The sequence below is a fragment of the Clostridium zeae genome, from assembly GCF_017312485.1.
GTDB lineage: Bacteria > Bacillota > Clostridia > Clostridiales > Clostridiaceae > Clostridium_AR > Clostridium_AR zeae.
The window spans coordinates 44,003-56,175 of record NZ_BMBA01000010.1 but is presented as its reverse complement, the minus strand read 5'-3'; the positions used below and the strand labels follow the sequence as shown (position 1 = coordinate 56,175).

The window sequence follows — 12,173 nt, the reverse complement described above, 5'->3', positions numbered from 1 at the left end:
GATATATTGGTAAACAACTTTAAATTTTGAAGATTAAATTATTGATTAGGTGGCAAAATATGTAATATTAATTGAAATGAAATATAAAGTGTACAAACTATATGTATATAAGTGGTATAATATAAGCAGTACCAATTCAATCAGAAGACTATTTTTTATATAAATTGATACTTGTTCATTGAGGATATATGGAGGGAGAAGAGAAATGGAAAAGGTAGAAATGTTAGTAGGTTACGATATGAACCTATTTGCTCAAAGATTTGAAGAGAATTCAAATAAAGTTTCTGGATTTATGTACAATTATTTTAAATCTACGTTAGGTGATAAGATAGCTGGGATGAATTTAGAAGAAAATGTTCTTTTTGCATGGTCATATTATTTTGTTCAAATCGCCAACGAGAATTCTGAGGTTGGAGAAAAGGTAATGCAGGGGATGCTGGCTCATTTCGATTATTTAATTAATTCAAAAGATGAAGTTGAGATAAGAAGCGCAGATGGAAATAGACCAGATGAAAACAAGCCTAAATATCTTCTTTTGGATGAAAGCTTTTGTTCAATTTGGTTTAAGTCTAGTGTATGTTCAATGTTATCATATATATATGGACAAGATAACTTTGAAAAAGCACATAAGTTTTTGGAAGAGAATTATTACAGTAAAAATGAGAGATATAGAAGTATGATGCTAAAAACTGAAGACGAAGCATAATTTAATAAAATATTTAGTGATAAAAAGCTGCTATACTGAGTTCAAGTGTAGTAGCTTTAATTTTAGTCTCTAAGCGCAATAAGCAAAAATTGTATAACTAAACATTATTATAAGAAATAACAAAAAAGTAATCCGTGCAAATATAAAATGTTCATATTATAGTGATTTTAATAATATAAATGTAGAGTTGTGAGTTTAAGATGTGCTTATTTAATCTGAAAAACATTTTCTGAACGCATCAAGTTTATTAGTGAAATTGATAATATAAATTTAATTATGAAGTGGTTCATGTATATATAAATGACATTTCATTAAAAGTAATAAAATGTAAATTTATATTGAATAAATTAATAGTTCGGTGATATAATTTAAATTGGTTTGAAGTTGAATGTAAAATGTGAAGCTTTTGCTAGGATTGAAGCATAATAATAATTTTCAAAATTGGTAACAATATAAAATGTACGAGAGTATATTGTATATAGATAAAATATTGAAGGATAATAACAATTATCCTGGGACGAATGAGCCCGTTAAATTTGGGACGAAAGAGCCCGTGAAGAAAGGCACCTGCCAAGGTGCCTTTTGTTATTTAGTGTAAGGGAAAGTATAAAATTTTTATGTGCATTAAACCTAGATAGTTCAATGGCTTTAGAAGTTTTTATAGTAGTCTATATACCAAAATTTTTTCTCAAAGCATAATGAACTATAAATTTCTCTGAAAAATTAGGGTTTGATGAACCCCCATCTCCATAACACCATGTTATCTTGTACTTAGGTTTTTTGATATTTCTGCTTATATTCTTTGTATTACCTAGAACACCGAACTTATATAAAAAATTCAAACAATTGTCTATGCTGGTTATGTTTGGGTAATTGGTGATATTCTTATTATAGAAATTTTTTATGGTAGCATAGTCAAAGGTCTGATATTTAAGGTCTCTTATTATATTTAGAGATTCTTGGACTACTTTAGGATTATTATGAATAGATAGTTCATTCTCCAATTCATTTAAAAATTTACTTGAATAGGTTGCTTTACAACTAGTAAAAAGTTGAGAACCAAAGTATTTTGCATTGGGATAGGTATTCTTTATAATGTTTAAATAATTTATGATATCCCTTGGTCGTCCAAAGCTATAATCCATAAGATAATCAGATGCCTCTTGATGATTTATTTTTTCAGGAAAGAGCCTTCTATAAATACATTCCTTGCTCATGTTAGAAAAATCTTTTACAGAAACAGAAATCTTAGATAAAACCATATCCATTAATGGATTGTCCCAAGGTTCCTTATAGTTAGTCTTTGGCCAATTCAGATTCACTTCTGAGTCAACAATAAGTCTATTAAGATTAGCTGAATATAAATGAAGCATATTTAAAATATCATCTCGAAGTAATATGAGTATACGACTATTTGAAGAGTTAGTGTTTACAAGTTTTAAGTTTATGTCATTACTTACAGCAATCAATGAAAGTAATAGATCTATATATGAAAAATCATCTTGCATATTTCGTTGAAATTCATCTAAATCATCATATATCAATATTAGATTATAATTTGGTAAACACTTGTTTAGTAAACAATCTAGTTTATTAAGAAGATTATAATACTTATTTTTTTGAAAGTTTTTAGTTATGTTATAAGCTATTTCTGCTGAAGTGTTTATTTCATTTAGGGCAGTAGGGATTTTTACTATTCCACCAAGTTTATTATTGCTGCTTTTACTATAAGAGTTTACAGTAAAAATACTATCTGAATAAAGATTGCAATAAAATCGTTTTAACCTATTATGATAAAAAGCTGTTTTCATATTATGTGGATTTGGTTTACCTGATAATATTAACTTACATATCTCTAGAAGGATTGTCCATTTCCAAAATACTGAAAGTTCACTTTTGGGAAGTACTGTTTCATTTAGATCAATTAAGCTTTGCAGATTGAAATCACTTATTTTTCTAGTGGTGCATAGATATCCATTGTTTGAATAATTCTTTTCGATATATTTAGCTAGTATTGTTTTTCCAGTACCTTTGCGTCCTGAAATTATGAATTTATTTTTGTTTGAGATTATTTCGTCATAATTGCTATTTATATAAAATAAGTCCAAAAAATTTTTTTCAGTGGATTCACTTTCACCATTAGCGTAACCGATAAATATATCTTTAAGCTTAATATTATCATTAAAAAGATCAATATTCTTAGACAATAAAATCACCCACTAAGTTTTAATATAAACATTAATAATATTATAATACAATTTCAAAAAAATTCCAATGAATTGTTACTTATAGAAAAATATATTGTTACTATACTTTAATATATATATAAAACAAGAAAAACATTCTAATAAATACACAAATATTTAATGTAATTTCATTTATACATATATGAAAATATTACTATAAGAAAAAATGAATAAATAGCTTGACCAACTTGCATTTTGTAAATATAATATTATTATGTTAAGTAAACAATAATAATATATTATGAAGAACAATGGCGTTCTTTGAGGGGTATTCTATACCCTTTGAAGGGCGTCTTTTAAATTATGGAGGGGGAAATAATAATGTTAAAAAAAGCATTAGCACTGCTTACAGCAGTTACTATTTTAGGGGCTACTTTTGTTGGATGTTCAAAGAAAGATGAAGGAACAAGTAAGAAATATGTCATAGCGACAGATGCTACATTTGCACCATTTGAATATGAAAAGGACGGAAAATACATAGGGATAGATATGGAATTACTTGAGGCTATATCAAAAAGCGAAAACTTTCAATATGAATTAAAGCCGATGAACTTTAAGGGTATAATTCCTGGTATGACTTCAAATCAAATAGATGCTGCAATAGCTGCTATGAGTATAACTGATGAAAGAAAGAAATCATTAGATTTTTCAGATCCATATTTTGATGCAGGTATTTCAATAGTAGTAAAAGCTGATAATGATAAGATAAAATCAGCAGATGATTTAAAAGGAAAAATATTTGCTGTTAAAAAAGGCACAGCTGGTGCTAAATTTGCAGAAGATAATAAAGATAAATATGGTGCTACTATAAGATACTTTGATGATTCTCCATCAATGTTCCAAGAAGTTATAAACGGAAACTCAGACGTTACTTTTGAAGATTATCCAGTTATAGCATATAAGATTTCAACTGATTCTACACCTACTTTAAAAGTTGTTGGTGATAGATTAACTAAAGATCAATATGGATTTGCAGTAGTTAAGGGAAAGAACAAGGAATTACTTGATAAATTCAATGCTGGCTTAAAGAAGCTTAAAGAAAATGGCGAATATGATAAAATACTTGCAAAATATATCAAAAAGTAGTAGGAGGTTCTAAATGGATAGTTTTTCTATAATTAAAGATAGCCTCCCAAGTTTATTAAGTGGATTAACGGTAACTATTAAGCTTACCGTTATCTCATTATTTTTCGCATCTATACTTGGAATAGTATTTGGTCTTTTTAATATATCTAAGAATAAGGTGCTAAAGTCTATAGCAGTCATTTATATTTACATAATAAGAGGTACACCTCTTATTGTACAAGCTTTCTTTATTTACTTTGTTATTCCTAGTGTTTTGGATATAAAAATTGGAGCTGAGTTTGCTGGATGTTTGGCACTAAGCTTAAATGCCGGAGCTTATATGGCAGAAATCTTCAGAGCAGGTATACAGTCATTGGATAAAGGTCAGATGGAAGCTGCAAGAAGCTTAGGACTTCCATATTCTAAAGCTATGGCTAAGGTAATTTTACCTCAAGCTATAAAGAGAATGACTCCTGCGATAATAAATCAATTTATAATATCCCTAAAAGATACTTCAATATTATCAGTAATTGGAATAAGAGAGCTTACACAAAGTGGTGAAATAATAATTGCAGCTAACTTTAAGCCAACTGAGACATGGGGTACAGTAGCAGTGATGTATTTCGTAATTATAACATTGCTTTCTATCATCTCTAAGAGAATGGAAAGGAGCATGTAAAATGATAAAGGTTAATGGATTGAAGAAACATTTTGGAAAGTTAGAAGTATTGAAGGGTATTGATTTACATGTAAGTCAAGGCGAGGTGCTTTGTCTTATAGGTCCATCTGGATCAGGCAAAAGTACGCTACTTAGATGTTTAAACAGGCTAGAAGATATAGATGGCGGAAGTGTATTGATAGACGGAGAAGCTATTAGTGATTTAAAAATTGATATAAATAAGATAAGGGAAAAGATAGGAATGGTTTTTCAATCATTTAATTTATTTCCTCATTTAGATGTAATTGATAATATTACATTGGCACCAGTTGAACTAAAGAAGATGAATAAGGCAGAAGCAAAGAAGAAAGCTTTAGAGCTTTTAGAAAAGGTAGGGCTTGCTAGTAAAGCTAATGAGTATCCTGACAATTTATCTGGTGGGCAGAAGCAAAGAGTTGCTATAGCGAGAGCTTTAGCTATGAATCCAGAGATAATGCTTTTTGATGAGCCTACATCTGCTCTAGATCCAGAAATGGTTGGAGAAGTATTGCAGGTTATGAAAGAACTAGCTAATGAAGGAATGACTATGGTAGTAGTGACTCATGAGATGGGGTTTGCTAGAGAAGTTGCTGATAGGGTGATTTTCATGGATGGTGGATACATTGTTGAACAAGGTGATCCTAAAGATATTTTCTCTAATCCTAAAAATGCTAGAACTAAAGATTTCTTAAATAAAGTTTTATAGAATAAAGTTAAGATTTATAATCTTGGTTATGCTTAAGAATATTGTTGTAATTAGTTGGTTATACAGGAGACGCTATATGAGAGAGCTAATAGAATTAAATGATTTTTTCAGATGGAATGGCGTTAAGAAACTGTACTGTTCGACGTAGTGAGTTTACAGTTTTAGCCATGGAATATGATAAAATCATATTAATTCTTTGCGTAAGCTCATTAAAGCGTCGGATGATTAACCAATTAATTTCAACACGGTGCTTTAGTAGCACCTATATTAAAAGTGATTTAATACTGAAGTTAATTTCAGTGTTAAATCACTTTTTTTGTTTATATAAAAGATTTAGTTTTTATGATAGCTAAAAATAGTCATTTTAATTATTTTGATAGTTTTTTTAAGTATATAATAAAAAGTGTCGATTTGACAGTATCTTTTTATGTACCTTCATAAAAGGTAGATTCAGAAAAATATATGAGTAAAACATAGTAAAAAGTAAGTAAAAAAGTATTGAAGTTTTACTAAAAAAGATATACAATTTAAATATGATAACCTTTTCGGTTAGTATTTAGAAAACAAAACTGATGTGAATTTATATATTTTTAAATTATTATGGGAGGAATTTATAATGGTAGAAAGTTTAAGACATGACTTTAAAGCTATTTTTGAAACTGAGGAAGACGGAGTATACTTTGCGCCAGGAAGAGTGAATCTTATTGGAGAGCATACTGATTACAACGGAGGTAACGTATTTCCTTGTGCATTAACTTTTGGTACTTATGCTGTTGCAAAGAAAAGAGCCGATAAGAAAGTAAGAATGTACTCCAAAAACTTTGATGACCTAGGAATTATAGAATTTGAAATAGATGAATTAACTTATAAAAAAGAGCATGATTGGGTTAACTATCCAAAGGGTGTTTTATGGGCATTTAGGGATAATGGGTATAAGCTAGATAGTGGATTAGATGTGCTTTTTTATGGAAATATACCTAATGGTGCAGGTCTATCTTCATCAGCATCAATTGAACTTGCTACTGCTGTAATATTAAAAGATTTATTTGCTTTTAATTTAGACATGATAGAGATGGTAAAGCTCGGCAAACAGGCTGAGAATAGCTTCATAGGTGTAAATTGTGGTATAATGGACCAATTTGCTATAGGAATGGGTAAAGAGGGATGTGCTATTCTATTAGATACCAATACTTTAAAGTATGATTATGCTAAGTTAGATATAGAGGGTTCATCTATTGTAATTGCAAATACAAATAAGAGAAGAGGCTTAGCTGATTCAAAATACAACGAGAGAAGAAGCCAGTGTGAAGAAGCATTAAAAGACTTACAAGTGGAATTGAATATAAAATCCCTAGGTGAGCTTAAGGAAGAAGAGTTCGAAAAATATAAACACTTAATAAAAGATGAAGTTAATGTAAGAAGAGCTAAGCATGCAGTTTATGAAAATCAAAGGACTTTAAGAGCTGTAGAGGCTTTAAATAATAAAGACATAGAACTGTTTGGAAAGTTGATGAATGATTCACATATATCATTAAGAGATGATTATGAAGTTACTGGAATAGAGCTTGATACTTTAGTAGAGTTAGCATGGGAACAAGATGGAGTTATAGGATCAAGGATGACTGGAGCAGGCTTTGGTGGATGTACAGTAAGTATAGTAAATAATGAAGCAGTAGAAGAATTTATTAAAAATGTAGGTTCTAGTTATAAAGATAAGATAGGATATGAGGCAACCTTCTATGTAGCTCAAATAGGTGATGGAGCTAGAAAATTATAAAGACAACTGTTAAACTATTATAGAAGTAGTAAAAATTTAACTATAATATGTAGGAGATGATTGTTGTGAGTATTTTAGTATGTGGTGGAGCAGGTTATATAGGATCTCATTGTGTGTATGAGCTTATTGAAAGAGGAGAAGAAGTAGTTGTTGTTGATAATCTTCAAACTGGACATAAAGAAGCTTTACATCCGGAGGCTAAGTTCTATGAAGGGGATATAAGGGATTACGGTTTCCTTGATAAAGTTTTTAAGGATAACAAAATAGAGGGGGTAATTCACTTTGCAGCTAATTCACTTGTTGGTGAAAGCATGCAATTACCATTAAAATATTATAACAATAATGTTTATGGTACTGAGGTATTACTTGAAGCTATGATTGATAATAATGTTAAAAGAATAGTATTTTCATCTACTGCAGCAGTATATGGTGAGCCAGAAAGAGTTCCTATAACTGAGACTGATAAGACAGAACCTACTAACACTTATGGTGAAACAAAGCTTGCTATGGAAAAGATGATGAAGTGGGCTGATAAGGCACATGGCTTAAGATATATAGCTCTTAGATATTTTAATGTTGCAGGAGCTCATCCAAACGGATTAATAGGAGAAGCTCATAATCCTGAAACTCATTTAATTCCACTTATATTACAAGTTCCTTTAAATAAGAGAGAAAAGATAAGTATTTATGGAGAAGATTATGAGACTAAGGATGGAACATGTATAAGAGATTATATACATGTAAAAGATCTTATTGATGCACATATATTAGCTTTTAATAAGTTAAGAGATGGATGGCAAAGTGATGTTTTTAACTTAGGAAATGGCAGTGGTTTTACTGTTAAAGAAATGATAGATGCAGCTAGAAAGGTTACATCACATTCAATACCAGCAGAAGTATGTCCAAGAAGAGCTGGAGACCCAGCAGTTCTTATTGCATCAAGTGAAAAAGCTAAAAATATCTTAGGCTGGGAGCCTAAGTATAATAATGTTGAAGAGATAATAGCAGCTGCTTGGAAATTTCATGAGAGTCATGTAAATGGATTTGAGGAATAAAAAGCTACTTTAAATTATAGGGGATATGGAGAAATGGATATAAATATTTCAAAAGAGATAGAAAGACTATTAGAATATGCTATAAATAAAGAATTAATTAATCCACTAGATAGGATATATACCAGGAATAGATTGATGGAAGTGTTGCAGTTGCAAGAACTTGAGTGCATTGAAGCAGGCGAGGAATTTGAAGAATTAGAGCCTATATTAGATAGCATACTCACTTGGGCGTTGGACAATAATATTCTAAAGGATAGTGGGTTTGTTTCTAGAGATTTATTTGATACTAAAATTATGGGATGCCTGATAGGTAGACCTTCTGAAGTAATACAAAAATTCTACTCTTTATATGACTTAGATAAGAAAAGGTCTACTGAATTTTTTTATAAATTGAGTATAGATTCTAATTATGTAAGAATGGATAGAATCAAAAAGAATTTGAGTTGGAAGGTAAACACTGAATATGGAGATATAGATATAACCATAAATTTATCTAAGCCAGAGAAAGATCCCAAAGAAATAGCAAAAGCTAAAAGTATTCCATCAAGCTCATATCCCAAATGTCTTCTATGTAAGGAAAATGAAGGCTATGAAGGAACATTAAATCATCCAGCTAGACAAAATCATAGAATAATTCCCTTAGAGCTTAATAAAGAAACGTGGTATCTGCAATATTCACCTTATATTTATTATAATGAGCATTGTATTGTATTAAAAGATAAGCATGAAGAAATGAAGTTAACGAAAAGTACATTTTTAAGATTACTTCAATTTGTTGAAAAGTTTCCTCACTACTTTATAGGTTCTAATGCAGACTTACCAATAGTAGGGGGATCTATCTTAACTCATGATCATTTTCAGGGGGGAAACTATGAATTTGCAATGGCAGTAGCTCCTATTGAAAAAAGTTATACAGTTAAAGGCTTTGAGGAAATATCAATTGGAAGGGTAAAATGGCCTATGAGTGTTGTTAGGTTACAATCTAATAGCATAGAGAAATTAGTTGAGTTTTCTGATTATATCTTTACTAAGTGGAAAAGTTATTCTGATGAGTCGGTAGACATCAGTGCATTTACAGAAAATGCACCGCATAACACAATAACTCCTATAGCAAGAAGAAGAGGAGATTTATTTGAGATTGATTTAGTGCTTAGAAATAATAGGACTTCACAAGAGCATCCATTTGGAATCTTTCATCCACATGAAGAACTTCATCATATAAAGAAAGAAAATATAGGACTTATAGAAGTAATGGGTTTGGCAGTACTTCCACCTAGATTGAAAGATGAGTTGAAGGAATTAGAGGGATATTTAATAAATAAGGACAAAATACAAAGTATTAAAGAGGACTCTAATATATTTAAGCATAAAAAGTGGGCAGAAGATATAACTTGTAGATATAACAATATAGATGATGCTAATGTAGATAAAATAATTAAACAAGAAGTTGGACTAAAGTTTATAAAGGTTCTTGAGCATGCAGGTGTATTTAAGAGAGATGAAGCGGGTTTAAAAGCTTTTGATGACTTTATAATGAATTTATAGTTTTAATAAATAAGTTCAATTATAGGTGAATAAGTTTGGTTTTTTACTGTCCTAAAAGATAAATAGTAATTGAAATTGTTGGATTAGCTAGCACAAAAATTATATATTTTTGTATACAGCAAAAAAGAACTAGAGTAGCCCTCTAGTTCTTTTTTTGTTTATAATTTAAAATGTAGCCTTTAAATTATATTTAGTAGCAGTGCTATAAGCACTGTTATATCCAAATACTAACACATAGTAAGTTCCAGCTGCTGATGGAGTATAACTTATACTCTCAGAAGTTGTAGAACCATTAACTGATTTGGCAACTAAGGTACCGCTACTATTATATAGATATAAATCATAATCTTTTGGTAAGTTTGTTAAGCTTACACTTATAGCTTTTCCGGCAGTAGCACTTAACTTATAGTAATCTTTATCAGTTGATGTAGATATATATGAACTATAGGTTGTACCAGAAGTTATAGCATAAGCTTGGCTTGTAGAGTCATTTGGTTCATATGGATCGCTTACTGATGTAGCACCTATTCCAACGGTAGTAAATGCATTATTTACAGCTGTTACTTCTGCACTAGAAGCACCATATAAGTCTGTTGCAGCTTTCACTAGAGCATTTCTAGCACCAAGGAAGTCTGTTGATGCAGTCATATAGGTTGTTAATCCTCTGTAGTATATCTTAGAAGTTTTTTCACATCCAAGAGCTTGGGCTACAAGATATGCAGCTTTGTTGGTTATACCACTGTTAGTATGAACTCCGCCGTAATCGCTAGTAGTATGAACGTAATCGCTATAATTAGCTGGTTGTCCATACAATGTAGGGTTAGCTAGACTTCTTAATGCATCACCAGCGGTTCCAGGAGTGTAAACATCATCTCCAACTACCCAATCTGATGAATTAAACTGCCATGTTCCTCCGCCTTTAACATTATATCTATCATAGGTTTCTATTAATACACCCATTACATCAGACATTGACTCATTTAAAGCACCTGGTTCATCTTGATAGTCAAGATTAGCAGTATATTGAGTTACTCCATGAGTTAATTCATGTCCTATTACATCTAAATCACCACTAAGGTAGGTAAAGGTAGTACCATCACCATCGCCATAAACCATTTGGTTACCATCCCAATAAGCATTGTTAAAGGCAGTGTCATAGTGGGTTGTAGAAATTATTGACATGCCATTATTATCTATACTATTTCGTCCGAGAAGGTTTTTATAAAAGTCATAAACCACTCCTGCAAAATAGTGAGCGCTTACAGATGCCTTAAAAGCTGTTGTATTAAATGTTGAAGAACTATTGGCTACTAGAGTACCAGGTTCTACTTGTTTGTTATTTGCAGTATAAGTCTTTATTTGACCTGTCATTGGTTTAGTTGTATCTATCATTTGATATGATGATCCAGAAAGATATAAATTTAATGGTTTAGAGCTTCCATCTACTGCTGTTCCTGTTCCTGTAGCAGCTCCATCAAATCTTATCTTACTCTGTTTATCAATTACACTTCCTGAATTTGTATCGATAAATACATCCCAGTTAGCTATTTCTGGGTCTAAATAATAGATATTAACTTTGTAAGTTTCATAAGCTTTACCGTCTAATACAATTACTTGCTTTTCAACAGTAGGATCTTTACTCAAAGAATTAAATTTAAATTGCTTTTTCGCTATATCAATAGCTTGTTTATCTGTAATAGTGGAATTTACTAATGATTTTGGAGAATCTATATCATTAGCTACTGAACCAGAGACATTAGAAACAATACCATCTTTGTTAAATTGAACTAAGATTTCTGCACCTCTTACTGGTATACCATTCATCAATTGAGTAGCTTTTACATTAGTAAATCCTAAATCATCCTTATTGATTGATAAAACCTTAAAGTTATTAGAATCACCTTTTACACCAAACAAAGCTCTGTTGTCTTCAAGGAATGTTAAAGCGGACTTTTCATCAATGTTTTGCTTTTCTGAAAGTTTTCCTGAAACAAAAACGTGTAACTTTCCATCCTTTTCATTACTTTTATGAAGATCAGTTTTTAACTTTCCTCCACTTAATTTAGAAAGCTTGTCCACTATTTCTGCTTTTTTATCATTAGTATTGATACTTGGTTCTAATGCTTTAGCTTGTACCGCATATGTGGTAACTACTGATAAAGCTATTAGAGATGAAATAATTTTTTTCTTCATTTTAGTTCCCCCTTTTTATAGATTTGTTTATTACTCTAAATAAATGCCCCTTAAACCAGAATTATTGCCCCAAAATTCTTGGCCAGAGAATATTTAAACCACAGTAATACGATGGCTTAAGTTAACACATTAAAGAGTTTAATTTATATTATATCTTTCAAACAAATATATAAAGTTCCATTT

9 protein-coding genes are annotated in these 12,173 nt (G+C 30.5%); 7 read left to right on the top strand and 2 right to left on the bottom strand.

What is annotated here, in order from left to right; all coding sequences use genetic code 11:
* The first annotated feature begins 205 nt into the window (after positions 1-205).
* Positions 206-706 (top strand): hypothetical protein, encoded by a 501-nt coding sequence (locus J3477_RS23880; protein WP_206872747.1) that lies wholly within the window; start codon positions 206-208, stop codon positions 704-706.
* Positions 707-1,374: 668 nt separating this feature from the next.
* Here the strand turns inward: J3477_RS23880 and J3477_RS23875 are convergent.
* The gene (locus tag J3477_RS23875; protein ID WP_206872746.1) at positions 1,375-2,913 is read right to left on the bottom strand and encodes a P-loop ATPase, Sll1717 family; all 1,539 of its coding nucleotides are present in this window, start codon (positions 2,911-2,913) and stop codon (positions 1,375-1,377) included.
* A 360-nt stretch (positions 2,914-3,273) separates the two neighbouring features.
* On the opposite strand from J3477_RS23875, the gene J3477_RS23870 reads away from it, so the two are divergent.
* The 6 genes from J3477_RS23870 (at position 3,274) to galT (ending at position 9,797) form a co-directional block, all read left to right on the top strand.
* Positions 3,274-4,038 (top strand): transporter substrate-binding domain-containing protein, encoded by a 765-nt coding sequence (locus J3477_RS23870; protein WP_206872745.1) that lies wholly within the window; start codon positions 3,274-3,276, stop codon positions 4,036-4,038.
* A 13-nt stretch (positions 4,039-4,051) separates the two neighbouring features.
* Positions 4,052-4,696: an amino acid ABC transporter permease gene (locus J3477_RS23865; RefSeq protein ID WP_206872744.1), complete on the top strand. Its 645-nt coding sequence runs from the start codon at positions 4,052-4,054 to the stop codon at positions 4,694-4,696.
* Position 4,697: 1 nt separating this feature from the next.
* The gene (locus J3477_RS23860; RefSeq protein WP_206872743.1) at positions 4,698-5,420 is read left to right on the top strand and encodes an amino acid ABC transporter ATP-binding protein; all 723 of its coding nucleotides are present in this window, start codon (positions 4,698-4,700) and stop codon (positions 5,418-5,420) included.
* Positions 5,421-6,036: 616 nt separating this feature from the next.
* Complete coding sequence (locus J3477_RS23855) at positions 6,037-7,197, top strand: galactokinase (RefSeq protein WP_206872742.1); 1,161 nt, start codon at positions 6,037-6,039, stop codon at positions 7,195-7,197.
* 65 nt (positions 7,198-7,262) lie between these two features.
* Positions 7,263-8,252, top strand: coding sequence for a UDP-glucose 4-epimerase GalE (galE, locus tag J3477_RS23850; protein ID WP_206872741.1), 990 nt, complete (start codon positions 7,263-7,265; stop codon positions 8,250-8,252).
* 33 nt (positions 8,253-8,285) lie between these two features.
* Positions 8,286-9,797: a UDP-glucose--hexose-1-phosphate uridylyltransferase gene (gene galT / locus J3477_RS23845; protein WP_206872740.1), complete on the top strand. Its 1,512-nt coding sequence runs from the start codon at positions 8,286-8,288 to the stop codon at positions 9,795-9,797.
* 165 nt (positions 9,798-9,962) lie between these two features.
* On the opposite strand, the gene J3477_RS23840 is transcribed toward galT, so the two are convergent.
* Positions 9,963-11,990, bottom strand: a complete 2,028-nt coding sequence (locus J3477_RS23840; protein WP_206872739.1) for a M4 family metallopeptidase — start codon at positions 11,988-11,990, stop codon at positions 9,963-9,965.
* Positions 11,991-12,173 lie beyond the last annotated feature (183 nt).

Coding starts and splice junctions, on each gene's coding strand:
- J3477_RS23880 (WP_206872747.1), top strand. CDS start 206: ATGGAAAAGGTAGAAATGTTAGTAGGTTACGATATGAACCTATTTGCT.
- J3477_RS23870 (WP_206872745.1), top strand. CDS start 3,274: ATGTTAAAAAAAGCATTAGCACTGCTTACAGCAGTTACTATTTTAGGG.
- J3477_RS23865 (WP_206872744.1), top strand. CDS start 4,052: ATGGATAGTTTTTCTATAATTAAAGATAGCCTCCCAAGTTTATTAAGT.
- J3477_RS23860 (WP_206872743.1), top strand. CDS start 4,698: ATGATAAAGGTTAATGGATTGAAGAAACATTTTGGAAAGTTAGAAGTA.
- J3477_RS23855 (WP_206872742.1), top strand. CDS start 6,037: ATGGTAGAAAGTTTAAGACATGACTTTAAAGCTATTTTTGAAACTGAG.
- galT (WP_206872740.1), top strand. CDS start 8,286: ATGGATATAAATATTTCAAAAGAGATAGAAAGACTATTAGAATATGCT.
- J3477_RS23840 (WP_206872739.1), bottom strand. CDS start 11,990: ATGAAGAAAAAAATTATTTCATCTCTAATAGCTTTATCAGTAGTTACC.